Below are 26,345 nucleotides of genomic sequence, written 5' to 3'. Positions count from 1 at the left end.
GGTCGGTACCTACCGGCAACGCTCGTGGTAGGTGCCGACCGTTGGTCGGCACGCTTCAGACGGCAAGCAACTCGCCGGCGCCGCCATCCAGCAGGCCCTGGGCCACCGCTTTCCCGAGCGCATCCGGGTCATTGCCCGGGCCGCGCGCTTCGGCGCGGATCAGGCGGCCGTCGGCCACGCCGCCGACCAGGCCCTGCAGGAACAGGTTGTCCCCTTCCCACTGCGCGTAGCCGGCCACCGGCACGTGGCAGCTGCCGTGCAGCGCGCGGTTCATGGCGCGCTCGGCTTCCACGCAGGCGCGCGTGCGGGCATCGTCGAGCGGGGCGAACAACGCCATCACCCGCGCATCGTCGCCGTTGCATTCCACCGTGACCGCGCCCTGCGCCGGCGCCGGCAACCAGTCCGGCGCCCCCAGCCGCGCGACAATGCGGCCGCCCAGCCCCAGCCGTTCCAGGCCGGCCACGGCCAGCACGATGGCGTCGTAGCCGCCGTTGTCGAGCTTGGCCAGCCGCGTGTTGACGTTGCCGCGCAGGTCCAGCAGTTCCAGGTCCGGGCGCAGCGCGCGCAGCTGGGCCTGGCGGCGCAGCGAGGAGGTGCCCACGCGCGCGCCGATCGGCAGCGCGTCGACCGAGGCGTACAGGTTGGAAATGAACCCGTCGGCCGGGTCGTGCCGGGTCAGCATCGCCGGCAGCGCGAACGGCGCGTCCAGCTCCATCGGTACGTCCTTGAGCGAGTGCACCGCGCAGTCCGCATCGCCGCGCAGCATGGCCAGCTCCAGTTCCTTGAGGAACAGGCCCTTGCCGCCGATCGCGGCGAGCGAGCGGTCCAGCACCTCGTCGCCGCGGGTGCTCATCGGCACCAGCACCACGTCCAGCCCGGGGTGGGCCAGGCGCAGACGGTCGGCAACGTGTTCGCTCTGCCACAGGGCAAGCGGGCTCTTTCGGGTGGCGATGCGCAGGGTGGTCATGGCCCCCATTATCGCCGCCGGAAGGCGTATCGACCAACGGTCGATACCTGCCGCGGTGTCTCGCCCGTTCGCCGGTACATTGCCAACCGGTAGGTCACGACCGTTGGTCGTGACTGCATCACAGATGTTTCAGATCCTGTTTAAGACTCGCCACGCAGCGCCGGCTGACCTCCAGGGGGGCCTTGCCATGGCGCAGCACGGCCTGGACCTGGCCTGCGCCATTTCGTCGCAGCTCCACCAGTTCGTGGCGGGCCACCAGGCAGTTGCGGTGGATGCGCACGAAACGGCTGGCGAATTCCTCTTCCAGCGACTTCAGCGATTCTTCGATGAGGTCCTCGCCACGTGCGTGGTGCACCACCACGTACTTCTCCTCGGCCTGCAGGTAGTGGATGTCGTCGATCGGGATCAGCCGCAGGCTGCCGCGCAAGCGCGCGCACAACAGCGTGCGTGCCTGCTGGCTGGGCACGCTGGGCTGCCCGTTGCGGCCGGCCAGGAAGGTCCGCGCGCGTTCCAGCGCGGCGACCAGCCGTTCGCTGCGCACCGGCTTCATCAGGTAATCGATCGCCGCCGCCTCGAACGCCGACAGCGCGTGCGCGTCGTAGGCCGTGCAGAACACCACCGCCGGGCGCGGGTCGAACGTGGCCAGGTGGCGCGCGGCCTCCAGGCCATCCAGCCCGGGCATGGCGATATCCAAGAGCACCAGGTCCGGCTGCAGCTCGGCGCAGGCATGCAGCGCCTGCTCGCCATTCTCTGCTTCGGCCACCACCTCGACCCCCGGCTGTTCGGCCAGCAGGCTGCGCAGGCGCTCGCGGGCGAGCGGCTCGTCGTCGGCGATGACAACTCTCAAGCAGGCTTCCTCACTGAACAGGCACGAAGATGTCGCAGGCATAGTAGCCGTCGTTCCATGCTCCCGTCATCCGTGCCCCCGGGCCGAACCGCCAGGCCAGGCGGTGCGCGATGTTGCGCTGCGCATGCCCGGCGCCCTGCATCAGCGGCAGCGCACGCGCGTCCGGATCGGGCGCGGGGTTCTGGATGCGGATGTGCAGTTGCGCGCCTTCGCGGGTCAACGCAATGACGATGGTGCCGCCGCCCGGCAGTCGGGAGATGCCATGCAGCACCGCGTTTTCCACCAACGGCTGCAGCACCAGGCGGGGCATCGGCAGGGTCCATGGCAGGCCGTCTTCGCGTTGCCATTCCACCTGCAGGCGTTCGCCCAGCCGCAGCGATTCGATCGACAGGTAGGCTTCGGCCAGTTCGCACTCGGCCTGCAGGGTGGAGTCACCCTCGCCCGCGCCCAGCGCGGCACGGAACAGGTCGGACAGGTCCAGCACCGCGCGCTCGGCCACTTCCGGATCGCGCCGCACCAGGCTGGCGATGAGGTTCATGCTGTTGAACAGGAAATGCGGGCGGATCCGCGCCTGCAGCGCATCGGCCTGCGCGCGCGCGTTGGCCACGGTCTGCGCGCTCCAGCGGTCGCTCACGTAGAAGTAGCGCAGGGCCAGCGCCACGATCAGCGCGGTGACCGTGGCGCAGCCCAGGGTGAACCGCCAGAAGCCGACATCCCCGGCGAAACCCCGCGCATCCAGCACCGCATACAGCGCGTGCACGATGCCGGTGCAGGCTGCAGCGATCAGGGCGGCCATGGCCACTGCCACCGCCGAACCCAACGCTTCCGGGAGGCGCGACAGGGTCGCCCGCGCCGCGCACAGGCTCACCGTGACCGCCAACGCCAGCCACAACGCCAGGCCGCTGGCCGACAGGAAATCCGGAACGCTCCATTGCCGGCTGCCATCCGGCGCCAGCGCCACCACCACCACCACCAGCTCTGCCAGGCCAAGCATCGCGCCCAGCCGCGGCAGGCGGCACAGCTCGGGCAACCACAGCTGCTGGCGCGGGTCGTTCATGGCTCAGGCCGTGGCGAAGCGCGCGTCCAGCCAGTCACCCAGCGCCTGCAGCTCTTCGGCGCAGACCTGGTGGGCCATGGAATAGGAATGCCACTCCAGCGGGAAACCGGCTGCCGTGAGCCGCTGGGCGGTGTCGGCAGCGATCACCTGCGGGATCACCGGATCCTGCGCGCCGTGGGCCATGAACACCGGCGGGCGGGCGCCGTTCGGAATGGCGGCGTTGATGGCGGCTTCCGGATCCGGCAGGTAGGTGGAAAGCGCGATCAGACCGGCGACGGCACGGGTCGAGCGCAATGCAGCGCTGAGGATGATCGCCCCGCCCTGCGAGAAACCCGCGAGCAGGATGCGCTCGACCGGAATGCCGCGCGCGACCTCCGCATCGATCAGGGCATCCAGCGCCTGTACCGAGGCATCCACACCGGAAGCATCGGCGCGCGAACGGAAGTCCATGCTGACGATGTCATACCAGGCGCGCATGGGCACGCCGTTGTTGATGGTGATCGGCTGCACCGGGGCGTGCGGAAACACGAAGCGGATCGCCGGCCAGTGCGGACGCAGCAGCTCAGGCACGATCGGGGCGAAATCGTGGCCATCGGCGCCCAGGCCATGCAGCCAGAGCACGGCCCATTGCGGGTTGGCGGCGGTTTCGTTGACTACGGTTTCCAGCGTGCGCGACATCTGATGGCTCCAGTACGTTCTGGAACCATTATGGGGGCAGATGGAGTGCCGGTCAGTGGCCGGCGCGCTGGGCGGCGGCGCGGCGCAGTTCGGCGGCGCGCTGCAGGATGGTGGGCGGGGTGGTTTCTTCGGGGATTTCCATCAGGCGCAGGCGATGAAGCAGGTCACCGGCACGGCGCCCCGAGGTCAACGCGACCACCGGAATGGCCAGCACCATGCCCACCACCACCGGTGCCATCCAGGCCGCCAGCGCCGGCGATACCGCATAGGCCAGCACGCCCATGAACAACCCGAACACGCTGAGGCCACCGTAGCCCTTGATCAGTGCCGGCCAGGAAATGCCGCCGTCGTCGCGCTGCTGGGCATCCCAGCCCGAATCCTTGCCGGCCAGCACTTCGGCCACGCCGCGCGACTGCACGTACATCACCACCGGTGCCATCAGGGCCGCCAGCACGGTTTCCAGCAGCATCGACACGAACGCGCGGATGCCACCGCCGCAGCCGCGTCGCTCGGCAGGATCAATCAACATCGCGATGTAGCCCAGCACCTTGGGCAGCAGCAGCACCGCCATGGTGATGGCGAACATGCGGATCACCTGGGTCTCATCCTGCTGGCGCCAGTACAGGCCCGGCGACATGTGCAGCACTTCGCTGAAATCGATGCCGCCCTGGAACAGCGGGATGGCGATGCCGATCAGCATCAGCATCGCCCACATCGGCGCGGTGAAGTAATGGCCGATGCCGATCATCATGTGCATGCGGCTGACCCAGTGCAGGCCACGCGAACCCACCACCTTCGCGTGCTGCAGGTTGCCCTGGCACCAGCGGCGGTCGCGCACCAGCATGTCGGTCAGGGTCGGCGGACCTTCTTCATAGCTGCCCTTGAGGTAGGGCACCATGTGGGTGGCCCAGCCACCGCGACGCATCAGCGCCGCTTCGACGAAATCGTGGCTCAGCACGTGGCCACCAAACGGCTGCCGGCCCGGCAACGGCGGCAGGCCGGCATTCTCGGCGAAGGCTTCGGTGCGGATCACCGCATTGTGGCCCCAGTAATTGCTTTCCGCGCCGTGCCACCACGCCACGCCGCGCCCGATCACCGGGCCGTACACGCGCCCGCCAAACTGCTGCATGCGCGCGAACAGGGTGCGCCCACCGATCACCGCCGGCAGGGTCTGGATCAGGCCCACGTCCGGGTTGTGTTCCATGCCGGCCACCAGGCGCACGATGGTGTCGCCGGTCATCAGGCTGTCGGCGTCCAGGATCAGCATCTGCGGGTAACCGCCGCCAAAGCGGCGCACCCAGTCGGCGATGTTGCCGGCCTTGCGCCCGCTGTTGTCGCCACGGCGCCGGTAGAACAGCCGCTCATGCCCGCCCACCGCATCGCACAGCTCGGCGAACGCCTGTTCCTCGGCTGCGCCGATGTCTTCGCGCCGGGTGTCGCTGAGCACGAAGAAATCGAACTGCTCCAGTTGTCCGGTACTGGCCACCGACTCATAGATGGCCTGCAGGCCGGCCAGCAGGCGGCGCGGGTCTTCGTTGTAGGTGGGCATCAGCAGCGCGGTGCGGGTATGCACCTGCGGCAGCGGTTGGTCCGGGTCGATGCCCAGCTTGTAGCCGCGGTCGAACACGGCGGTCAGGAACCCGGACAGGGCACCGGCGAAGGACAGCGCGATCCACGCAAACAGCGCCACGAACAGCACCAGCAGGCAGCCTTCCAGCACGGTGATGCCGTTGGTGGCCAACACCTTCCACATCATGTGGGTGGCCGCCACGGTCATGGCCGCGGTGCCGCCGAAGATATAGAAGCGGCGCAGCGCGATCATGCGCGGCGCGGTGCGCTGGCGCGGGGTGAGCAGGCGGCCCTCGGTGAAGGTCTGTTCGGGCATGCCCATCGGCGTTTCAACGGGCAGCACCGGGCGGCCGGCGTCGATCACGGCGTTGACGGTCTGCACACTCATGCGTGGCTACCCTGCGTGCGCTTCCATCCAGTGCTGCTGTGTCCTGCAGCGGCGTGGCCGTGGCCGGCGCCCTGCTGATGTCTGTGACTACCGGAACCCACGAACTCTCCAACGGCACTGAGGCGAAAAATGCGGCTCAGCATAGGGGGCCAAATGTAAGCCGGGCGCGAAGGGGCTTTCGGGGCATTCCCCCCCATTCAGCAAAGTCGGGCCGTCCCTGGGACGGGCAGATTGCGACAAATGGCCGCAGGCCTTGTGCCGTAAGGGTTTCCCTATTCAGGATGTAGGCAAACCCCCTACGCAGAGGCCGTCGGGACCTGCCCCGCAGCCGGACGCCGGACAGACGTGCCCGGCCCGGAACTGCGCAGGGCAATCACGCTCAAGGCGGATGACAGAGGCCGCGACGCGCCGGATCACGCCGGGGCGCCCGGCGGCGGCGGGCGGGTACGCCGATGCGACTCAGGCCGGCGTGGCTTCCACGGCGACATCGCTCTCCAGCGGCAGGCGCGCCAGCGCACGCGAACCGACGTGGGAAAACTGCAGCTGTGCCAGCAGATGCTGCGCCTGGGTGGCAACCGGGCACGGCAGGATGCGCGGGCCGGCTTCAGGACGCTCAGGGGACATCACAACACTCGACATGGTCTGACTCTCGATCCATTCCAATACACCGCGCGGCTCCCATGCCGCGAGGAATGCGAACCCTATATGAAATTGTGGACGAATGTGTGACGTCGCCCACGCAGGGGTGCACAAGCACGTTCTTGCGTCAGAAAACTGGCGTCACTCGATAGTCAGCGACTATCATGTAACCGTTTTCAACATTACAAAGTGGATATGGATTCCAACATCGCGTCATCCTTCAGCCCCAAGTGGCAGTTCCGTTTTGACTTCTTCAACGCCCACGGCGCGCCGAACTCGCCCGCCTTCAAGGCCGCCTACAAGGCGCTGCCGTTCGGGCAGAAGATCAAGGTCAACTTCAACTTCTTTGCCCTCTTCTTCGGCTGCATCTACCTCTTCATCCTGGGCATGTGGCGCAAGGCCCTGACCATCCTGGGCCTGACCCTGGTGCTCGGCGTGGTGCTGGCGTTCCTGCCCGACCCGATCGGCCGTGGCATCGCCATTGCGTGGTCGCTGTTCATCGCGCTCACAACCAACTACAACTACTACCTGGAAAAGGTGAAGGGCGACACCAGCTGGAACCCCTTCAAGGGCATGCGCTGGTAAAGACCCCAGCTCGGATCAGCTGAAAAGCCCGGTCGATTGACCGGGCTTTTTTTTGCTCAGAAGGTTTCCCATTCGGTCTCGACGGCTGCCGCCGCTGCACGCACCGGGGCCCGTTTCGGGCCGACGGCCTTGCGCGGTGCCGCAGGCGCTACGGCCGGCGCAGCAGCGCCCGTACGGAAGATCGCCACCGCCGTGCCCAGGTGCTGGGCCTGCTCTTCCATCGCCCTCGCCGCTGCGGTGGCTTCTTCCACCAGCGCCGCATTCTGCTGGGTGGTTTCATCCATCTGGGTGATGGTCTGGTTGACCTGTTCGATGCCGGCGGACTGTTCCTTCGAGGCGGCGGAAATCTCGGCCATGATGTCGTTGACCCGGCGCACGCCGGTAACGATCTCTTCCATGGTGCGCCCGGCGGTCTGCACCAGCGCCGAGCCTTCGGCGACCTGCTCCACCGAATCGTCGATCAACTGCTTGATCTCCTTGGCCGCACCGGCCGAGCGCTGCGCCAACGCGCGCACTTCCGAAGCCACCACCGCAAAGCCGCGGCCCTGCTCACCGGCGCGTGCCGCTTCCACCGCGGCATTGAGCGCCAGGATGTTGGTCTGGAAGGCGATGCCATCAATGACCGAGATGATCTCGGCGATGCGCTTGGACGCGGCTTCGATCCCGGCCATGGTGGTCACCACCTGGCCCACCACCTGCCCGCCCTGTTCGGCCACGGTGGCAGCACCGGCCGCCAACTGGTTGGCCTGCACGGCATGGTCGGCGTTCTGGCGCACGGTGGAGGTCAGTTCCTCCATCGAAGCGGCGGTTTCCTCCAGGCTCGCGGCCTGCTGTTCGGTACGGCGCGACAGATCGCTGTTGCCCGACGCGATTTCGCCCGCCGCCAGGTTGATGCTGTCGGTCGCCTGCTGGATACGGCCGACGATGTCGGTCAGCTGGGTCACGGTGGTATCGGCATCGTCGCGCATCTGCGCGAACACGCCATGGAACTGGCCGTGCATGCGGGCGGTGAGGTCGCCGGCGGCGATCGCGCGCAGCAGCGCGGAGATCTGCTGCAGGTTGTCGTCGCTCACCTGCATCATGGTGTTGAGGTTTTCGACCATGGCGCGGAAGTCGTGGTCGAAGCGCACGCCGTCGCCGCGCTGGCTGAAATCGCCGCGCGCGGCGGCACCGGCCAAATCACGGATCTGGGTATTGATCGCGCGCAGGTTGGCCTTGGTGGTGTCCATCGCATCGGTGAACACGGCCTGGTCACCGGGCAGGCGGTCCATGTCCTGCGACAGGTCGCCCACGGCATAGCGCTGCATCACGTCGACAAGGCGACGGGTGACGGCAATGTTCGCCCCTACCAGCTGGTTGGTGTCTTCCACCATGCGCCCGTACTCGCCCGGGAAGGCCTGCGCATCCATCCGGTAGCCGAGTTCGCCTGCTTCATGGCGCTGCGCCATCTCGCCCTGCGCGGCCATCACCGCGCGCAGCTGGCCGCGCATGCGCTGCATGGACTCCAGCAGGCGCCCGACTTCGTCGTCGCGCGGCGGCGGCAGCGGGGTGTCCAGGCGGCCTTCGGCCACGTCCGCTGACAACCGCACGGCATCAGCAAGCGGGCGGATCGCCTGGCGGCGCAGCAGCACGTAGACACTGCCGCTGAGCACCAGCGCCGCGCCCAGGCCAACGCCGAGGATGATCCACAGCAGCGAGCGCGCCTGTTCGGTGATCAGCGCATACGGCACGATCACGCCCAGCGCGAACCGCTCTTCGCTGCCGCCGATGCGCAGCGGCACATACGCCTTCACGTTGCCTGCCGCATCCGGGGTGAAGGCCTCGAAACGCTGGTCACGAGCCACGGCTGCAAGGACCTGCGCAGTGACGGCATCGTCGCGGCGCTGGCCGATCTGCTTGGCATCCTGCGCGGCCAGCACGATGCCGCCGGGCGAAATCAGTTCGACGTGGCCCTGCTCCATCGGGCGCAACGCCGCCAGACGCTCCTGCAGTGCAGCCAGGCCGACGTCCACGGTCACCGCGCCCAGGAACTGGCTGTTGTCGAGCACCGGGGTCGACAGCGTGGTCATCAGCACCTGCTTGCCGCCGATCTCATAACGGTACGGCTCGCTCACGGCCTGCCGCTTGAGCTCACGCGGGCGCAGGTACCAGTCGCCATCGCCGGGGACGTCATAGCCCTTGAGTACATCCTGCACCGGCGCGCCGTCCTGCCAGGCCCAATAGCTCATGAAGCGACCGGTGGCGTCGTGGGCCTCGGCATCGACGAAGTCGGCGTCCCTGCCATCGAAGGCCTGCGGTTCCCACAGCGTGCCCATGCCCACCCATTCCGGGTGCGACTGCAGCTGCTGCTGCAGCACCTGTGCGGCGGTCGCGCGTGACAGGCCGCCGGCGCGGTGCTGCACCACCAGGCTGTCGGCCAATGCCTGGCTGGTGGAAAACGCGGCCGCCAGGTCGGCACCGACCCGGCGCGATTCGGCCTCGGCCTGGCTTTCCATGGTCCGCCGCGAGGATTCGAGCAGTGCCTGGCTGGCTTCGCGGTAACTGAGGGCGGCGGTCACGCCGAAGCAGAGCATGGCGATCAGCGCGGTACCCAGCATCAGCCGGTTGGCGATGCTGCCGGGGCGCTTGGAAGCGGACGAGCGGGACGTGGACATGGGGGTGTTCCAGGCAGGAGTACAGAACAGCGCGCGCCCGCGGGCACCGCTACTACGTCACGCAGTCCATTGCGGCCCGTCCGGCACGGTGCAACGCACATGCAGGTCGGGTCATACGCTGGTAACGGCCCTGTGCTGGAGATGTTGAGCGCTGAATCCTGACCGGGTTCAGTGAGGCGGACGGCCACCCAGCCGCTCCACCAACGTCTGGCTGGCGGCGTTGAGTCCGATCACCTCGACCTGCGCCCCATGCCCGCGCAGTTTGCGGGTGACCCTGTCCAGTGCGCCAACCGCACTCAGGTCCCAGAAGTGGGCCTGGCTGAGGTCGATCAGCACCCGCGCCGGCACCTGCTGGAAATCAAAGCTCTCGCCGAACTGCCCCGCCGAAGCGAAGAACACCTGCCCGGTGGCCGTGTAGGTGCGCACCCCGTTGGCATCGGTGTGGTCGGTGACGACCAGCAGCCGACCCACCTTGCGCGCGAAGAACAGCGCCGACAGCAGCACCCCGGTCAGAACGCCCTTGGCCAGGTCGTGGGTAGCCACGGTCACCACCACGGTGGCCACCATCACCACCGAGGAGCTCATGGGGTGCACGCGGAACTCGGCAAAGGAACGCCAGTGGAAGGTCCCGATGCTGACCATGATCATCACCGCCACCAACGCGGCCATGGGGATCTGCCGCACCCACTCGTGCCCGTACACCACCAGCAGCAACAGCAGCACGCCTGCCACCAGGCAGGACAACCGGCCACGTCCGCCGGAAGACACATTGATGACCGACTGCCCGATCATCGCGCAGCCGCCCATGCCGCCGAACAGGCCGGCGGTGATGTTGGCCAGGCCCTGGCCGGCGCATTCGCGGTTGCGCTGGCTCGGGGTGTCGGTCATGTCCTCGACGATCTGCGCGGTCATCATCGACTCCAGCAGGCCCACCACCGCGAGGGTTGCCGAGACCGGCAGCAGCAGCGCCAGCGTGTCCCACGTCATCGGCACATCCGGGAACAGGAACGTGGGCAGGCTGTCGGGCAGTGCGCCCATGTCGCCCACGGTACGCACCTCCCAGTGCAGCCCGATCGACAGCGCGGTCAGCACCACGATGGCCACCAGCGGTGACGGCACCGCACGGGTCAACCGCGGCAACAGGTAGATGATGGCCAGCCCCGCCGCACACACCGCCCACACCTGCCACGAGCGCCCGATCAACTCGGGCATCTGCGCCAGGAAAATCAGGATGGCCAGTGCGTTGACGAAGCCGGTGATCACCGAACGCGACACGAACCGCATCAGCGCGCCCAGCTTCAGTGCGCCGGCGATGATCTGCAGCACGCCGGCCAGGATCGTCGCGGCGAGCAGGTACTGCAGGCCGTGGTCCTTCACCAGGTCCACCATCACCAGCGCCATCGCGCCGGTGGCCGCCGAGATCATGCCCGGCCGGCCGCCTGCGATGGCGGTGACCACGGCGATGCAGAACGACGCATACAGGCCCACCTTGGGGTCCACGCCGGCAATGATCGAGAAGGCAATGGCTTCAGGAATGAGCGCCAAGGCGACCACAGTGCCCGAAAGCAGGTCGCCACGGATATTGCCAAGCCACTGCTGGCGCGGGGGATAGGAGACAGGCATGGGGGGCCAGGCGGCAGAACGGCGCGCAGGATACCATCGACCCTCCATCGCGCAGCAGGACCCCAACCATGTACGGTCTGATCGGAAAGATGAACATCGCTCCCGGCGAGCGCGACGCGGTCATCGCGATCCTGCTGGAGGGCACCCAGGCCATGCCGGGGTGCCGGAGCTACGTGGTGGCCAAGGATCCCGCCAATGCCGACGCAATCTGGATCACTGAAGTCTGGGACACCGCTGAACTCCACCACGCCTCGCTGGCGCTGCCGGGCGTGCAGCAGGCCATTGCCCGGGCGCGCCCGCATATCACCGGCTTCGGCGAACGCTTCGAAACCGAACCGGTGGGTGGTTACTGACGGGGGCCGAACATCGCGCCAACGCTATGCAGCAGCTCGTGCACGCTGAACGGTTTGGGCAGCAGCGACATACCCTCGCCCAGGAACTCGTTTCGCACGGCGGCACTTTCCGTATAGCCGGTGATGAACAGCACCGGCAAGGTCGGGCGCAACGCGCGCGCGGCATCGGCCAGGTCGCGACCGTTCATGCCGGGCAGGCCGACGTCGGACAACAACAGGTCCACGGCCCGCGCTGAATGCAGCTCCAGCAGCGCCTGCTGCGCGTTGGTTGCTTCCACGACCTGGTAGCCGACCTCGACCAGCATCTCGCGCACCATCATCCGCACCGAGTCGGTGTCGTCCACCAGCAGGATGCGTTCGGCATGGCCGCGCTGCACCTGCACCTGCGCCGTGGACGCTGACTCCAGCTCGACCTGTTGCTGGCCCTCGGGCAACAGCAGTTCGATCTCGGCACCTTCCCCCTGCTCACTGGCAATACGGGCGCTGCCACCGGACTGGCGCGCAAAGCCGTAGGTCATCGACAGGCCCAGACCGGTGCCTTCGCCCTGCGGCTTGGTGGTGAAGAACGGTTCGAATACCTTGTTGATCAGGTCCAGCGGAATGCCGGCGCCGTTGTCGATCACTTTGACGCTGATGTAGTTGCCCGCCGACAGCTCATGGTCGCGCTCGATCCTCGCGCGGCCCGCGCGGATGCGGATCAGGCCCTGGCCGCCCAGCGCATCGCGCGCGTTGATGACCAGGTTGAGCATGACATTCTCGAACTGGTTGGGATCGGCCATGGCCACCAGCGGCTCGGCGCCCAGCTCCAGTTCCAGTTCGATGTTCTCGCCGATCGAGCGCCGCAGCATGTCTTCCAGCGAGCGCACGCGGGCGACCACGTCGAACGTCTGCGGGTCCAGCGGCTGCTTGCGGGCAAAGGCCAGCATGCGCTGGGTCAGCGCCGCGGCGCGGTGCGCCGAGGCCGTGGCGATGTCGACGTAACGGCTGGCCTTGTCCCACTTGCCGCTGCTGGCGGCCATTTCGATCATGTCCAGCCCGGAGATGATGGTGGTCAGCAGGTTGTTGAAATCGTGCGCGATGCCGCCGGTGAGCTGGCCCAGCGAATCCATCTTCTGGGCCTGCATCAGCTCCATTTCGGTGCGCTCGCGCTCGGCGATCTGGAACGCCAGCTCGCTGTTGGCGCTTTCCAGTTCCTGGCGTTGCTCCAGTTCGCGCACGTGGCGCTCGGTGATGTCTTCGACCAGCACCAGGCCAAGGCCAGGAGCGCTGTAAGGCGTCATCCGCCATTCGGTCATGCGCCGGCTGCCCTGCACCTGCAGGGCGAAGGTGCCCTGCCAGCGCTCGCCTTCGTCCAGCGCCACCTTCAACGCACTCATCGGCCCGAACTGGTGGTCCAGCAATGCCTCGATCCGGCCCGGCCCCAGATCCTCTCCCAGCAGGCGCTTGAAGGCATCGTTGGCCTCGTGCACCTGCAGCTGTGCATCCAGCACGCTGATCGGTGCGTTGATCTGGCGGAAGATCTCGCCGAAGCGCGCTTCGGCATCGCGCAAGGCGTCTTCGGCCCGACGCGCACGCAACAGGCTGCGCAGCGTGGCCAGCAGCACGTCCGGATCCACCGGGTGCACCAGGTAGGCGTCGGCACCGGCGTTGAGGCCGGTGATGAGGTCGCCGGTGGCGATCGAGGCGGCAGAGACATGCACGACGGGCAGCAACTGCATGCGCGGGTCTTCGCGCAGCTGGCGGACGACATCGAAACCACTCATGTCGGGCAGGTTGACGTCCAGCACCAGCGCACCGAAATCCTGCTCTTTGAGCTGGACCAGGCCATCGGTGCCGGTGCCGGCTTCCTCCACGCGGAACCCGTGGTGTTCCAGCACCCGGCGTACCGAATAGCGGGTGGCCGCGTTGTCGTCGACGATCAGTATCCGGTCACGCGTCGGCATCAGCAGTCTCCGCAGCAGCCAGCTTCAGCGGCAGCCTCACATGGAACTCCGAACCAACGCCCAGTTCGCTGGTCACCCCCACCTCGCCGCCCAGCAGTTCGGCAAAGCGCTTGCACAACGACAAGCCCAGGCCGGTGCCGCGCAGCCGCTTCTGCAGCGGCGTGTCGACCTGCACGAAATCCTCGAACAGGGTGGGCAGCAGGTCCTGCGGAATGCCGATGCCGGTGTCGCGCACGCTGAAGCACACCGAATGCGCGTCCACCAGCTTGGCCGACACCACCACCTGGCCGTTGGGCGTGAACTTGAGCGCGTTGGAAATGAAGTTGCGCAGGATCTGCGCCAGCTTCTTGTCATCGGTGTAGAGCAGGGGCAACGCCGGCGGATCTTCGAACACCAGGTCGACGCGGTTCTCTTCGATGAGGGGCCGGAACATGCCGCGCAGCGCCGCGAACAGGTCCATCAGGTCGAACCAGGCCGGCGAAATGGTGATCCGGCCCGCTTCGATCTTGGCCAGGTCCAGCAGGTCGTCGACCATTTCGCGCAGCTCGGCCGCCGAGCCGCTGATGAAGCGCACCTGGCGGCGCTGCTCCTCGGTCAGCGGGCCGTCCATGCCGTCTTCCAGCAGCCGGGTCATGCTCAGGATCGAGCCCAGCGGCGTGCGGAACTCATGGCTCATGTAGGACAGGAAGCGGCTCTTGAGCTCGGAGACCTCGCGCAGCTGCTCGGCCTGCTGGTCCAGTTCGGCGTACAGGGCCAGCACGCCCTGGTTGGTTTCCTCCAGCTCCGCGCGCAGCGCATCGGCCTGCGTGCGCAGCTGGACGATTTCCTGATCGGGGGGAAGCGCGTTCAATGCAGGTCTCCGAGCCGCAGGGCGATGATGCCGGTGTCGTCGCGGCCACGATCGAAATCGCGCTGCAGCACCGCCACTATAAGCGCCGGGTGGCGATGGAACAGGCCGGGGTAGTCGCGCAGGCTCCAGCGCGCCTGCAATCCATCAGTGTGCATGAGCAGCAGCGTGCCTGCCGGCGCGTGAAAATGGAATGGTTGCGCCTTGCGGAACTGGACCCCGACGATGCCGGGGTGGGAGGCCATGCCGCGCGTCGTGGTCGCCTCATGCAGGCCCGCCGAAATGTTGCCGATGCCGGCGAACTGGACCGCGCCGCTGGCGACGTCCACGCTGGCAACCGCCGCGGCCCCGCCCCGGGTACCGGACATGCCGGCGTGCATCGCCGCGATCACGTCCGCCGGTGCAGCCGCGCCGCGCGCGGCCACGGCCGCCACGCCGGCCTGGGCGGCATCGGCCGCCGACAGCCCGTGCCCCAAGCCATCGATCAACGTCACAGCCACCGACTGGGGGTCGGCACGCAGGTGCCAGGCGTCGCCGCAGGCCACTTCATGGCGCATGGCCAATCGCAGCGCACCGTAGGGCACGTCCACGTCGCGGGCAACGCGGCTGGCGTAGATGCGCGCCGCTACCACGCAGCCCTTGTCGTCGGACCAGGCATCGAGCACGGTGGCCTGGCGCTGGATCGCGCCGAGGCCCAAGCCCTGGGTTCCACACGTGGAATAGCCATCGGGCAGCGCCTGCGCCAGCGAGAAGCCCGGCCCGGCATCGAGTGTGCACAGTTCGATGCCCTCGCCGCCGCGACCACATACCACCGAGAGGTACATGCGCCCGCCGCGACCGTGCTTGATCACATTGGTAGCCAGCTCGGTGGCGGCCAAGGCTACCCGGCCGGCATCCATTTCATCGAAGCCGATGCCATCGGCCATGGCCAGCGCTTCGCGACGCGCCTGCCCTACCTGCGAGACCTCTTCCACAACCACGACCCGGGTAACGCGGCCAGAGAAATTCAGATCCATTTGGTGATGGCAACCCGGGTGCCCTTGCCAGGCTCGCTTTCCAGTTCGAACTGGTCCACCAGCCGGCGCGAGCCGGACAGGCCCAGCCCCATGCCGCTGCCCGAGGTCCAGCCATCGGTCAGGGCCTGGGCGATGTCGGGGATGCCGGGGCCGTTGTCGGAGAACACCAGGCGCAGCCCGCGGCGCAGCCCGCTGTCCACCACCTCCCATTCCATGCTGCCACCGCCGCCATAGATCACGGCGTTGCGGGCCAGCTCGCTGGCGGCGGTGACCAGCTTGGTCTGGTCGATGAGCCGCATCTTACATGCCACGGCCGCTTGGCGGGCGGCCTGGCGGGCCAGCACCACGTCCTGCTCGACGCGGATCGGCAAGGATCCACTGACGGCCGTCATGGCGCCTCTTCGTCGGGTTGCTGCAGCAGGTCCATGCGCAGCAGGTCCATGCCACGTTCGACATTCAGCGCGGTGCGCACGCCGGTCAGGGTCAGGCCCAGCTCCACCAGCGTGATCGCCACGGCAGGCTGCATGCCCACCACCACCGTGGTGGCATCCATGATCCGGGCCAGCGAAGAGATGGTGGAAATCATGCGGCCAATGAACGAATCGACGATATCCAGCGCGGAAATGTCGATCAGTACGCCGCGTGCAGAGGTCTTCTGGATACGCTCGGTCAGGTCGTCCTGCAGGGTCAGCGCAAGCTGGTCATGCATGTCCACCTGGATGGTCACCAGCAGCAGATCGCCCATCTGCAGGATCGGGATGCGGTCCATTTCAGCGGGCTGCCTTGGTCACCGTCTGGCCGGTGCGCTTGAGTGCCAGCGCCAATGCGTCGGCCAGGTTGGCCTTGGTGACGATGCCCTGCAGGTCCAGGCCCAGGTGCACGATGGTCTGCGCGATCTGCGGCCGCACGCCACTGATGATCGCGTCGGCGCCCATCAGGCGGATGGCGGTGACGGTCTTGAGCAGGTGCTGGGCCACCAGGGTGTCCACGGTGGGCACGCCGGTGATGTCGATGATGGCGATCTCCGAACCGGTGTCGACGATCCGCTGCAGCAGCGACTCCATCACCACCTGGGTGCGCTGCGAATCGAGCGTGCCGATCATCGGCAGGGCCAGCACGCCTTCCCACAGCTTCACCACCGGGGTGGACAGTTCCAGCATTTCTTCCTGCTGGCGCTGGATCACGTCTTCGCGGGTCTTCTGGTAGACCTTGACGCTGTGCAGGCCAAGTCCGTCGATCAGCTCGGAAATCGCCCACAGCTGATCACCGACCGCCTTGGGGTCGTCAGCGAAGTTCTGCTGGACCAGCTCGAACAGCGGGCGCTTTAGCGAGAACAGGAAGCTGGCGGTTTCCGAGGAACTGAAGCCCTTGAGCACGCGGTCGCGCGACAGCTGTTCGAGGAACTGCCGCGTGTCCTGCCATTCGCTGCCGGCCACGCCGGTGCCGGTGGTGGACACCGCCGCCTGGAAAAGGCGCCAGAATTCGCGTACCTGGGCATCCAGCTCACGCGTGCTCAAACGGCCATCCTGGCCCTGGCCGGAGGCGGCCAACTGGTCGCCCCACTGCGCCACCAGGCTGTCCTGGTGGGTACGAAGAAGATCGATCGTGCGCTGCTGCAAAGCCGCCATGGGGAGATTCCTAGGTAGGAAGGTGTGAAAGCCCCGGCACGCGACGCGCCAGGGCTTGGAATTTTCCTGAGCTTAAATGAATTCAGCTACACGGACCATTACGACAACGGATGACGTGTGAAGGTCGCGTGCACAACACTGACTGATTCAGAATGGGCGGCCGAAGGCCCTCATTTTCCGCCGGTGGCGGGAGCGTTCTGCGCTTTGCGCCTGCGCATGGCGAGCAGCTGGCCGACCACCGCCGTGACCAGGATCAGGCTGTTGGTGACCACGAAGACCGTGGAGCCCAGCAGCGCGCTGTACACGATGAACAACACCGAGGCGGTGATCTGGCCGGCAAACAGCCAGGTGGAGACGCCCTCCACCGACCCGGCCTGGTGCTGCTTGTAGATCTGCCGGACCAGCGTGGCGATCAGCACGGCCGTGGCGGCCCAGCCCAGCAGGTCGGCGGGCTGCTCCATCATTCCGCCACCCCGTGGGCCGGCAGCAGCGAGGGCCCAGCGCCCATCACCTCGCGTTCCAGTGCGCGCAGGAAACCACTGAAGCCGTGCGGGGCACGGGCGGTTCGCCGCGCGCTGGTCGCTACGGCAGGGCGGGCCAGCCAGGCGATGCGGGCACCATTGCCGGCCAGGGCTTCGACAAGTGCTACATCTTCCCCCGTGCGCAGGGCCGGGAAGCCCCCTGCCTCGAGATAGGCTGCTGCGCTCATGCCGAGGTTGGCCCCATGGATGTGCCGGTGCCCATCCTGCACGATCTCCCGCTCGGAGAAGGCCTTGCGCACCCGCTCGGGGTAATCGAGCCAGTCATCCACCTCGACCACGCCACAGAAGGCATCGGCACCGCACAGGCTTTGCCGCCACAGCCAGTCCTGCGGTACGGCGGTGTCGGCGTCGGTACTGGCGATCCAGCGCGCGCCATGCGCCAACGCGTGGCTGGCCGCCGCTGCGCGCGCGGTGCCCACGCACCGGGCGTCCACGGCCACGGTGATTGCCCCATGGACGGCGCATACCGCCGCCGTCGCGTCGCTGCACGCGTCCAGCGCTACCACCACCAGCACCGGCTCGCGGCCCAGACCGGGATGCGCGGCCGCCGCGGCAATGGAGGCCAGGCAGCGACCGATGGCATGCGCTTCGTTGTGTGCCGGCACGATCACGCCGATCATCGCAGGCCTTCCCAGCGGGCAACGCTGGTCGGTTCGCGACTCCAGGCCTGCATCAGCAGGTCGGCGTCCTGGTAGCAGAAGGCCTCGTCCAGGCCACGACCGAACGCGCGGTGCACCTGCTGGGCCGAGCTCAGTGCTTCATCGAACGGATGCACCCAGTGGCACGCCAGCAGCAGGCCGTCATCAGCAAGGCTGCCCCGCAGCTTTGCCGCCATCGCCACGACATCCTGCGGTGCCAGGTAGTAACCGACCTCGCTGACCACGATCAGGTCGAAGCGCTCGTCGGGCCATTGTTCCGGATGGCGGGCCTGTTCCAGCCGCACGTTGGAAAGGTGCCGGGTCGAGGCAGCCGCGTCCTGCAGTGCGGCCTCACTGAGGTCGGTCGCCAGCAGCGCGTCGCAACGCGTTGCCAGCTCTGCGCTGAGCACACCATTGGAACATCCCAGCTCCCAGGCGCTGCGGTAGCGCGGCCGGGGCAGGCACGCCAGCGTAAGCGCGCGCTTGCGCGCCTCGTACCAGCGGCTGCGGTACTGGAAGGGGTCGGGCTGCTGGTAGATCTGATCGAAGTAGGCGCGGGTATTCATCCAATCAACACCTCAAAGGAGCGCCGGAACCGTGCGAGCACGTGTTCGGGCAGGATCGGCTCGCAGCCCAGCGCCTCCCCTTCCCCGGTCTGTGTGGCGAAGGCCGCCATGGCTTGCTGCTTGCGGGCCTGCGCGTCCGGGCACAGGGCAATGCGCTGTGCGGTTGTCCACGGGCCGGCGGACGCGTCGGCGTCCAACCAGTGCCAGGCCCAGACCGGATACTGCAGGCTCCTGGCGCCGCAGTCGGCCGCCGCCGCAAGCGCCGCGCGCCCCACCGCTTCATGGTCAGGGTGGGCGTCGTGGATCCACGGTGCCAGCACGATGTCACCTGCTGACATGCAGGTGCCGAGGCGCGCGGCCAGGTCGGCTTCGTGGCGCGCCACCGCGCCATCGGGCAGCCCCAGCGCGGTCACGTGCGTGGCGTCCATGCCCAAGGCCTGCATGGCCACTGCCAACTCGCGTCGCCGCGCGTCACGCAGGCCTGCCGGTGTCCAGCGCGGATGGTCGGGGTAGCAGGCTTCACCGTCAGTGACCGACACCACGTGCACTCCGCAACCCTGTGCTGCAGCCGCCTGCATCAGACCACCACAGCCGAGCACCTCGTCGTCGGGATGGGGGGAGACCACGATGAGCCGTCGCGCACCGAGCAGCACGGTGTCCGCTTCCACCAATGGCAATGCGTCCAACCATGCACAGCGCTCCCATGCCGACTCCAGCGTGCCCTGCCCTTCGATCCGAACCGCTACAGCGTCCACGGCTGCTCCTGGCGCTGGATGGCCCGGCCCAGTTCAGCCCAGTCGCGGTCGGCATGGCTTTGCCGGATGAACACGGTGAGATCGGCCCAGCGCCGCGCATGCTCCGGATCCAGGCACATCGGCGCCGGTCCGAGTGCACGGCCTACGGCATCCAGCACCTGCACGCAGCTGCGCTCGACCACGCTGCGCACCCGGATCACATCGGACTGATGGGGCTGCGCGGGCATCGCATCGATCCACGCGGCCAGCTCGCGCAGCAGTGCTGCCGAGGACTGCAGGGCCATGTCGACCTGGCCCAGCAGCGCTGCTGCCTGTGGGTCGCCTTCCACGCGAGGCGAGCGCTGCAGGGGTGAGGCCAGTGCCACGGCTGCGCCATACCAGCACGCCGCAATGCCTGCACCGCCATGCCAGAAACCGGGCCGGGCCAGATAGGCACCCTTGGGGCCCACGGCCTCGGCATGCACGCGGTCGAACTGCACGTTGCCGCTGGGAATGCCGCCCATACCGGTGGCATGCCAGCTCTGCGGCTGCAGCAGGATGCCGGGCGCATCGGTGCGCAGGCAGACCAGGCGCGAGCCCTCGCCACAGCGCGCGCTGACCAGCGCGACATCCACCAGCCCGGCGCCGGAGCACCAGGGTTTGGCGCCACTGACCGTGCCGGTATCTTCGTCATACCGCAACGTGGCCTGCGGGCCCTCGGCTGCCCACACCGCCGCCAGCCGGCCTTCTACCAGCGACGGAGCATGCAGGTCGGCCAGGATGGCCTGCGCGTCGTAGTGCGCCTCCATCACCTTGGCCACGCACAGGTCGCGTCCGGCAATGGCGGCCAGCGCGCGCCAACGCTCCAGCGTGTGGCCCCGGCCGGGCAGCGGCAATGAAGGTTGGCGGGCAAGCACCTCGCGCGCGGCCGCTTCAAGCGCCGGTGCGGCATGTTCGGAGATCTGGTCCATGCCCAAGGGATAACCCGCCCCCCGTGGCTGGGTGGTGAGCCCGGCGTGTGGATGCCGTGCACCCGACACGGACGCCGCGCTCACCTGCACGGCTTCAAGCTTGCCCGCTCAACCCCGCTCATCGGAGCACTGCATATGAACGCGTCATCTTCCAACCCGCTGGAAGGCAAGGACGACCAGCAGAAGGCGCACACGCCGGACAAGCTGCGCAACGACGATGCCCGGTGGAAGGACAAGGACATGCCCGAGCAGGAGCACACGGCCACCCCTGACGATTACGAACGCCCACCCAAGCCGTAGCCGCAAGCCCTGTCTCATCACGGGAACGAGGGTTGGGATATGCGAAGCTATGGGCGTTAGCACGCATCCCTTGGGGATTGAACGAATGTCGTCCTGGAACCTGAAACAAAACGCCTTGGATCTCAACAGCTGTGCCAGAGAACCGATACGTACTCCAGGAGCCATCCAACCCTACGGCCTGATCCTCGTCCTCGATCCCCGGACGCTCACCGTCAAAGAACGCGCCGTGGCACGCGCGGATCTGATCGAGACGCTGGGCGACCCGTTGGGTCAAAGCATCGATACGCTGCTCGGCGGGGCCCTGGCGAGTTGCCGCCCGGCACTGGAAGCACTCGCACCCGGCGCGACGCAGTTCCTCGGCGCGCATCCGGTTGGCGGCCATGGGGGACATCACACCGTGGCCCACCGGCTGGGCGACGATCTGATCGTGGAGCTCGAAGAGCCCGTGCCGGGCGAACCGGGTTCGCTGGAAGATCTGTACCCGGCCATCCGTGCCTTCATGGGTGTGATCGAACGCGTACCCAGCACCCGCGTACTGTGCGAGCTGGCGGCCGTGCAGATCCGCCAGCTCACAGGCTTCGACCGCACTTTGGTCTACCAGTTCGACAAAGAGTGGAATGGCGCGGTGGTGGCCGAGGACGGCAATGGCGTGCTGCCGAGCTACCTGGACCTGCGCTTCCCCGAGTCGGACATCCCCGCCCAGGCCCGTGAGCTGTACCGGCAGAACCGGGTACGGCTGATCGCCGACAGCGCCTACCAATCGGTGCCGCTGGTCCGCACGGCCGACACCGCCGCCGCGCCGCCGACCGACCTGAGCCCGGCCATGCTGCGCAGCGTCTCGCCGGTGCATCTGCAGTACATGCGCAACATGGGCACCGGCGCCTCGATGTCGGTTTCGCTGCTGCGCGAAGGCGAACTGTGGGGCCTCATTTCCTGCCACAACGAAGCGCCCAAGCGGGTGCCGTACCACGTGCGCACCGCCTGCGAGTTCATCGGGCAGATCCTGTCCCTGCAGATTTCGTTGAAGGAACGCGCGGCGGTGGTTGAAGAGCGCATCGCGCGCCGTGCCATCCAGGTGCGCCTGCTCGGTCGCATGGCGGGTGACCAGGATTTCATGGCGGCACTGGGCCGCGACCAGCAGAACCTGCTGGCGCTGACACAGTCCGCTGGCGCGGCGATCGTGCACCGGGGCGAATGCATCCTGCATGGCGAGTGCCCCCGCCAGGAGCAGGTGATGCAACTGGTGCAGTGGCTTACCGCACAACAGCACGATGGCGACCTGATCTGCACCGACCGCCTGCCGCTGGAGTGGGACGCCGCCGACGCGTTCGCGGACGTGGCCAGCGGCGTGCTCGCCATTTCCATTTCGCAGATCCACGACAGCTTCGTGCTGTGGTTCCGGCCGGAGGTGGTGCGCACCGTGCGCTGGGGCGGCGATCCACGCAAGGAGGACACCGGCCTGCCGCTGTCGCCGCGCACCTCGTTCGAGGGCTGGAAGGAAACGGTGCGCAGGCAGTCGCTGCCGTGGAACGAGGTGGACCGCGATGCGGCGCTGGAACTACGCACCGCCATCGTCGACATCGTGCTGCGCAAGGCCGAAGAGATGGCCGCGCTCAATGAGCAGCTGCTGCGCAGCAACAAGGAACTTGAAGCGTTCTCCTATTCGGTCAGCCACGACCTGCGCGCACCGTTCCGCCACATCGTGGGCTACTCGGAACTGCTGTGGGCAGCAGCGGGCGAAAGACTAAACGATTCAGAAAAGAGATACCTCGATACCATTGTCGAGTCCGCACAATCTGCCGGAACACTGGTGGACGACCTGCTCAGCTTCTCGCAGATGGGCAGGTCCACGATGGGTCAGATCTCGATGGACATGACGGCGCTGGTACAGGATGTACGACACAAACTGGACATGGAATACGAAGGACGCACCATTGCCTGGACGGTGCCCAACCTGCCGCGCGTGCAGGCCGACCCCGGCATGCTGCGGCTGGTCTGGCAGAACCTGCTGTCCAACGCGATCAAGTTCACCCGCGACACCGCCCACCCTGCCATCGAAGTGGGCCACTACCGCACCGACACCGAGCACGTGTTTTTCGTCCAGGACAATGGCTGCGGTTTCGACATGCGCTACGTGGACAAGCTGTTCGGCGTGTTCCAGCGCCTGCATCATTCCGACGAGTACGAAGGCACCGGCATCGGCCTGGCCAACGTGCACCGCATCATCACCCGCCACGGTGGCAGGACGTGGGCCGAAGGCCAGTTGGGAGTGGGCGCCAAATTCTTCTTCACCATTCCCTTTGCTACTGGAGACAAAGTATGAGAGATCTGCGGCCGATTCTGCTCGTGGAGGACAATCCGAAGGACGCTGAGCTGACGCTGGCTGCACTCGCGCGCTGCCAGCTTCTGAACGAAGTCACCCATGTGCGGGACGGTGTGGAAGCGCTGCAGTACCTGCGCAGCGAAGGCCGCTACGAGGGCGCCATGCACGGCGGCCCGGTGGTGGTCCTGCTTGACCTGAAGCTGCCCAAGATCAACGGCTTGGAAGTGCTGAAGGAGATCCGCACCGACGCGGCGCTCAGCAGTACCCCGGTGGTGATGCTGACCTCTTCGCGCGAAGAGCAGGACCTGATCCGCAGCTACGAGCTGGGCGTGAACGCCTTCGTGGTCAAACCGGTGGACTTCAAGGAGTTCCTCGAAGCGATCCAGGGCCTGGGCATGTTCTGGGGCATCACCAACCAGCCGCCGCCGCACGGCACGCTGTTCGGTGCCAAGAGCCGCAAAGATGGCTGAAGATCTGCCCGCGACACCGATCCGCATCCTGATGGTGGAGGACAGCGCGCTGGATGCGGAGTTGATCACGCTGCAGCTGCGCCGCGCCGGCCTGCCGTTCACCTTTGAGCGCACCTGGTCCGACCAGGGCATGCGTGATGCGCTGGCGGCACATGACTTCGATGTGATCCTGGCCGACCATGTGCTGCCCGGCTTCAGCGGTGACCTGGCGCTGGAGTTGGCCGGCGCCCTGGCGCCAGAGGTGCCCTTCATCTTCGTCTCCGGCACGCTCAGCGAAGAGCTGGCTGTCGAGGCGCTGAAGCGCGGCGCCCGTGATTACGTGGTCAAGTCGCGGCTGCAACGCCTGCCCGATGCGATCCTGCGCGCGATCAATGAAGCCCAGGAGCGGCGCCGGTTGCTGCAGGTCGAGAACGCGCTGCGTGAAAGCCACCAGCGCCTGCGCCTGATCACCGATTCGTTGCCGGCGCTGATCGCCTACCTCGACCGCGACCATCATTACCGCTTCGCCAACCAGGCCTATATGGAATGGCATGGCCTGGACCCTGAAGCGATGGTTGGCAGGCACGCCCGCGAGATGGTCGGCGACGAAGGGTTCGCCGGCCTGCAGGAACACCTGGACAAGGTGCTGCGGGGCGAGCGGGTCAGTTTTGAAACCCTTGCCCATCGCCGCGTCGGTCCCCCGCGCCATGCGCAGGTGGACTTCGTTCCCGAGCTGGACGCCGACGGCGGGGTGCTGGGCTACTACGCCATGGCCCGCGACATCAGTGAGCTCAAGCAGGTCCAGGCGCTGCTGACGGCCAGCAATGAATCGCTGGAGCGCCAGGTCAGCGAACGCACCTCTGCCCTGCACCGCAGTGAAAGTCGCCTGCAGGCGCTGTTCGAATCCAGCTTCCAGCACCAGAACCTGCTGACCCTGGATGGGCACATCATCGATACCAACTCCGCCTCGCTGGCCGCGATCCTGGCCACCAAGGAGGACGTTCGCGGTGCGTTGTACTGCGAGTCGGCCTGGTTCGCCGATACCGAGGGCGTGCCGGCCATCGTCTGCCAGGCCGTGCTCGAGGCAGCCGCCGGCAATGCCTCGCGGCATGAGCTGGACCTGCTGCTGCCCACTGGCAAGCGTACGTTCGAGTTTTCGTTCCGCCCGCTGCTGGACCACCAGGGCACCATCACCGCCGTGGTCTCCGAAGCGGTGGAAACCACCGCGCGCCGCCAGGCCGAAGAGGCACTGCGGCAGAGCCAGAAGATTGAAGCGGTGGGCCAGCTCACCGGCGGCATCGCGCATGACTTCAACAACATCCTGACCGTGATCGCCGGCAACGTGGAGTACGCCAAGCTGCTCACCGAGCGTCTTGGCGACGTGGCGGACGGCTCCACGCGCGCGCTGGACAATGCGTTGAAGGGAGTGATGCGCGCGGCCAACGTCACCCAGCGGCTGCTCGCGTTCTCGCGCCGGCAGCCCCTGCGCAACATGCCGGTGGACCTCAACGCACAGGTGCGTGAAATGGAAGACATGCTGCACCGTTCGCTGGGCGAGCTGGTGCAGCTGGAAATCGTGCACCACCCGGACATCTGGTGCGTGGAAGTGGACCCCAGCCAGCTGGAAGCCTCCGTACTCAACCTGGCGGTCAACGCCCGCGATGCCATGCCGGAGGGCGGGCGCCTGGTGATCGAGGTGGACAACGCCCATCTGGACGATGACTTCACCGCGCAGAATCCCGATGTTCCTCCGGGCCACTACGCGATGCTGCGGGTCAAGGACACCGGCCACGGCATGTCCGCCGAAACGCTGACCCGCGTGTTCGAACCGTTCTTCACCACCAAGGAAGTGGGGCGCGGCACCGGGCTGGGCCTGTCGATGGTGTACGGCTTCGTCAAACAGTCCGGCGGCCATGTGCTGGTGGATTCCGCGCCCGGTGCGGGTACTTCCATCACCCTGCTGTTCCCGCGTTCGGCAGCCGAGCTGCCACAGGCCGGCCAGACCGAGCATCGCGGCCTGGGCGGTTACGAGATGCAGGAGGAAGCCACGGTGCTGGTGGCGGAGGACAACGACGACGTGCGCGCGTATACCGTGGACACCCTGCGGCAGCTGGGTTACCGCGTTCTGGAAGCGCACGACGGGGCCTCGGCCATGCGCCTGCTCGAACGCACCGACGTCGACGTCGACCTGTTGTTCTCGGACATCGTGATGCCCGGCATGTCCGGTTGGGAACTGGCCAAGCGCGCACTGGCGCACAAGCCGGCGCTGCGGGTGCTGTTCACCTCCGGCTACCCGCGCGACATCGATGCCAGCGGCGCGGTGGGTCGCAACATCGCCATCCTGGGCAAGCCGTTCACGCGCAGCGACCTGGCGCGCTCGATCCGCGGATCGCTGCAGGACGATTAGCGGCGCTGTCCCACCGTGGGTCCGGGCGTGTCGCAGTAGCCATCCGGCTTCCAGTCATCCCGAAGCTGCATCCAGGGCTTTCCGGCCGGCACCACCAGCAGCACCAGGCTGCGCCGCCCGCCGGGCGCTGCCTGCAGGTGGGCGCCGTCAGCCACCACGAATGTCTCACCGGCCGTGATCCGCGCACGCGCCGTGGGCGTTTCAACGCACTGTTCGCCTTCCACTACGTAGAAGATTTCGGGGCCCGGATGCGCATGCACCCGGGTTTTCATTCCCGGCGGAAACCACGATTCCAACAGGCGGATTCGCACCGGCCCGCGTGACGCCATCGCTAACGGTCCGGCCTGGGCTTTCAGGCGGGGCGTGCCAGGCGCCTGGTTGGCGTCGGATACGGCGAGCAGCCAGACGCGGCCGTGCGCCTCGATCACGCGGCTCCATCGATGCGCGCTCGCCGCCTGCTCTGCCTCGGCGCGACCCGGGAACTCGAAAATGTGCCAGTACAGCTGGGGTGGTGGTCTGGCAAGCTCGATCTCGGCGGCCAGGAAACAACCCGGTTTGCCCACGTTCCCGGATGCGGGTTCAACACACCCTCCCGGCACGACCGGAGGGGAATGGGCTACA

At 67.3% G+C, this 26,345-nt stretch carries 26 protein-coding genes; 6 read left to right on the top strand and 20 right to left on the bottom strand.

Annotated features, from left to right (window positions below; genetic code table 11):
* Window positions 1-55 precede the first annotated feature (55 nt).
* From hemC to QMX79_RS07615, 6 genes are all read right to left on the bottom strand, one after another.
* On the bottom strand, window positions 56-967 hold the full coding sequence (gene hemC / locus QMX79_RS07640; protein WP_282245959.1) for a hydroxymethylbilane synthase: 912 nt from the start codon (window positions 965-967) through the stop codon (window positions 56-58).
* A gap of 118 nt (window positions 968-1,085) precedes the next feature.
* Window positions 1,086-1,856, bottom strand: a complete 771-nt coding sequence (locus QMX79_RS07635; protein ID WP_282245957.1) for a LytTR family DNA-binding domain-containing protein — start codon at window positions 1,854-1,856, stop codon at window positions 1,086-1,088.
* Window positions 1,825-2,871 carry a histidine kinase gene (locus QMX79_RS07630; protein WP_282245955.1) on the bottom strand — a complete coding sequence of 349 codons (1,047 nt, stop codon included), beginning with the start codon at window positions 2,869-2,871 and terminating at the stop codon, window positions 1,825-1,827. The genes QMX79_RS07635 and QMX79_RS07630 overlap by 32 nt, the downstream gene beginning before the upstream one ends.
* Before the next feature lie 3 nt (window positions 2,872-2,874).
* Window positions 2,875-3,549, bottom strand: a complete 675-nt coding sequence (locus QMX79_RS07625) for an alpha/beta fold hydrolase (RefSeq protein WP_282245953.1) — start codon at window positions 3,547-3,549, stop codon at window positions 2,875-2,877.
* A gap of 52 nt (window positions 3,550-3,601) precedes the next feature.
* A complete protein-coding gene (mdoH, locus tag QMX79_RS07620; RefSeq protein WP_282245952.1) occupies window positions 3,602-5,506 on the bottom strand; it encodes a glucans biosynthesis glucosyltransferase MdoH in 1,905 nt (634 codons plus the stop codon).
* A 459-nt stretch (window positions 5,507-5,965) separates the two neighbouring features.
* Entirely contained in the window at window positions 5,966-6,130 is a 165-nt protein-coding gene (locus QMX79_RS07615; RefSeq protein WP_282245951.1) for a hypothetical protein, read from the bottom strand.
* Between the two features lie 210 nt (window positions 6,131-6,340).
* Between QMX79_RS07615 and QMX79_RS07610 the strand changes: the two genes are divergently transcribed.
* The gene (locus tag QMX79_RS07610; RefSeq protein ID WP_282245950.1) at window positions 6,341-6,730 is read left to right on the top strand and encodes a DUF2628 domain-containing protein; all 390 of its coding nucleotides are present in this window, start codon (window positions 6,341-6,343) and stop codon (window positions 6,728-6,730) included.
* 56 nt (window positions 6,731-6,786) lie between these two features.
* Here the strand turns inward: QMX79_RS07610 and QMX79_RS07605 are convergent, their stop codons facing one another.
* Together QMX79_RS07605 and QMX79_RS07600 are read right to left on the bottom strand one after the other, a co-directional pair.
* Window positions 6,787-9,384 (bottom strand): methyl-accepting chemotaxis protein, encoded by a 2,598-nt coding sequence (locus QMX79_RS07605; RefSeq protein ID WP_282245949.1) that lies wholly within the window; start codon window positions 9,382-9,384, stop codon window positions 6,787-6,789.
* 168 nt (window positions 9,385-9,552) lie between these two features.
* Window positions 9,553-11,007, bottom strand: coding sequence for a SulP family inorganic anion transporter (locus QMX79_RS07600; RefSeq protein ID WP_282245947.1), 1,455 nt, complete (start codon window positions 11,005-11,007; stop codon window positions 9,553-9,555).
* 68 nt (window positions 11,008-11,075) lie between these two features.
* Here QMX79_RS07600 and QMX79_RS07595 point away from each other — a divergent pair, with 68 nt between their 5' ends.
* Window positions 11,076-11,360, top strand: a complete 285-nt coding sequence (locus QMX79_RS07595; protein WP_282245945.1) for a putative quinol monooxygenase — start codon at window positions 11,076-11,078, stop codon at window positions 11,358-11,360.
* On the opposite strand, the gene QMX79_RS07590 is transcribed toward QMX79_RS07595, so the two are convergent.
* From QMX79_RS07590 to QMX79_RS07540, 11 genes are all read right to left on the bottom strand, one after another.
* A complete protein-coding gene (locus tag QMX79_RS07590) occupies window positions 11,354-13,303 on the bottom strand; it encodes a response regulator (protein ID WP_282245943.1) in 1,950 nt (649 codons plus the stop codon). The genes QMX79_RS07595 and QMX79_RS07590 overlap by 7 nt on opposite strands.
* On the bottom strand, window positions 13,290-14,153 hold the full coding sequence (locus QMX79_RS07585) for an ATP-binding protein (protein WP_282245941.1): 864 nt from the start codon (window positions 14,151-14,153) through the stop codon (window positions 13,290-13,292). The genes QMX79_RS07590 and QMX79_RS07585 overlap by 14 nt, the downstream gene beginning before the upstream one ends.
* Entirely contained in the window at window positions 14,150-15,166 is a 1,017-nt protein-coding gene (locus tag QMX79_RS07580; RefSeq protein WP_282245939.1) for an ATP-binding protein, read from the bottom strand. The genes QMX79_RS07585 and QMX79_RS07580 overlap by 4 nt, the downstream gene beginning before the upstream one ends.
* Window positions 15,157-15,558: an ATP-binding protein gene (locus tag QMX79_RS07575; protein WP_282245937.1), complete on the bottom strand. Its 402-nt coding sequence runs from the start codon at window positions 15,556-15,558 to the stop codon at window positions 15,157-15,159. The genes QMX79_RS07580 and QMX79_RS07575 overlap by 10 nt, the downstream gene beginning before the upstream one ends.
* Entirely contained in the window at window positions 15,555-15,935 is a 381-nt protein-coding gene (locus QMX79_RS07570; protein WP_282245935.1) for an STAS domain-containing protein, read from the bottom strand. Before QMX79_RS07570 ends, QMX79_RS07575 begins: the two co-directional genes overlap by 4 nt.
* A 1-nt stretch (window position 15,936) precedes the next feature.
* Window positions 15,937-16,794 (bottom strand): STAS domain-containing protein, encoded by an 858-nt coding sequence (locus tag QMX79_RS07565; protein ID WP_282245933.1) that lies wholly within the window; start codon window positions 16,792-16,794, stop codon window positions 15,937-15,939.
* A 170-nt stretch (window positions 16,795-16,964) separates the two neighbouring features.
* A complete protein-coding gene (locus tag QMX79_RS07560) occupies window positions 16,965-17,255 on the bottom strand; it encodes a PQ-loop repeat-containing protein (protein ID WP_282245962.1) in 291 nt (96 codons plus the stop codon).
* Complete coding sequence (locus QMX79_RS07555) at window positions 17,255-17,956, bottom strand: glycosyltransferase family 2 protein (protein ID WP_282245931.1); 702 nt, start codon at window positions 17,954-17,956, stop codon at window positions 17,255-17,257. Before QMX79_RS07555 ends, QMX79_RS07560 begins: the two co-directional genes overlap by 1 nt.
* Window positions 17,953-18,540 (bottom strand): class I SAM-dependent methyltransferase, encoded by a 588-nt coding sequence (locus tag QMX79_RS07550; RefSeq protein WP_282245929.1) that lies wholly within the window; start codon window positions 18,538-18,540, stop codon window positions 17,953-17,955. The genes QMX79_RS07555 and QMX79_RS07550 overlap by 4 nt, the downstream gene beginning before the upstream one ends.
* The gene (locus QMX79_RS07545; protein ID WP_282245928.1) at window positions 18,537-19,295 is read right to left on the bottom strand and encodes a PIG-L family deacetylase; all 759 of its coding nucleotides are present in this window, start codon (window positions 19,293-19,295) and stop codon (window positions 18,537-18,539) included. Before QMX79_RS07545 ends, QMX79_RS07550 begins: the two co-directional genes overlap by 4 nt.
* A complete protein-coding gene (locus QMX79_RS07540; protein ID WP_282245927.1) occupies window positions 19,283-20,245 on the bottom strand; it encodes an acyl-CoA dehydrogenase family protein in 963 nt (320 codons plus the stop codon). Before QMX79_RS07540 ends, QMX79_RS07545 begins: the two co-directional genes overlap by 13 nt.
* 135 nt (window positions 20,246-20,380) lie before the next feature.
* Here QMX79_RS07540 and QMX79_RS07535 point away from each other — a divergent pair, with 135 nt between their 5' ends.
* From QMX79_RS07535 to QMX79_RS07520, 4 genes are read left to right on the top strand one after another with little or no spacing between them, the layout of a single operon-like run.
* Window positions 20,381-20,545: a hypothetical protein gene (locus QMX79_RS07535; protein WP_176472594.1), complete on the top strand. Its 165-nt coding sequence runs from the start codon at window positions 20,381-20,383 to the stop codon at window positions 20,543-20,545.
* A 49-nt stretch (window positions 20,546-20,594) separates the two neighbouring features.
* On the top strand, window positions 20,595-22,868 hold the full coding sequence (locus tag QMX79_RS07530) for an ATP-binding protein (RefSeq protein ID WP_336618856.1): 2,274 nt from the start codon (window positions 20,595-20,597) through the stop codon (window positions 22,866-22,868).
* Window positions 22,865-23,338, top strand: a complete 474-nt coding sequence (locus QMX79_RS07525; protein WP_282245918.1) for a response regulator — start codon at window positions 22,865-22,867, stop codon at window positions 23,336-23,338. Before QMX79_RS07530 ends, QMX79_RS07525 begins: the two co-directional genes overlap by 4 nt.
* Entirely contained in the window at window positions 23,331-25,724 is a 2,394-nt protein-coding gene (locus tag QMX79_RS07520) for a hybrid sensor histidine kinase/response regulator (RefSeq protein WP_282245914.1), read from the top strand. Before QMX79_RS07525 ends, QMX79_RS07520 begins: the two co-directional genes overlap by 8 nt.
* On the opposite strand, the gene QMX79_RS07515 is transcribed toward QMX79_RS07520, so the two are convergent.
* Window positions 25,721-26,287, bottom strand: a complete 567-nt coding sequence (locus tag QMX79_RS07515) for a hypothetical protein (RefSeq protein ID WP_282245912.1) — start codon at window positions 26,285-26,287, stop codon at window positions 25,721-25,723. The two genes, QMX79_RS07520 and QMX79_RS07515, sit on opposite strands and share 4 nt — an antisense overlap.
* Between the last annotated feature and the right edge of the window lie 58 nt (window positions 26,288-26,345).

This window comes from Stenotrophomonas sp. PS02300 (assembly GCF_029959395.1).
GTDB lineage: Bacteria > Pseudomonadota > Gammaproteobacteria > Xanthomonadales > Xanthomonadaceae > Stenotrophomonas > Stenotrophomonas maltophilia_AD.
Note: the sequence above shows the minus strand (reverse complement) of the source record. Positions and strands in the feature narration are given on the sequence as shown.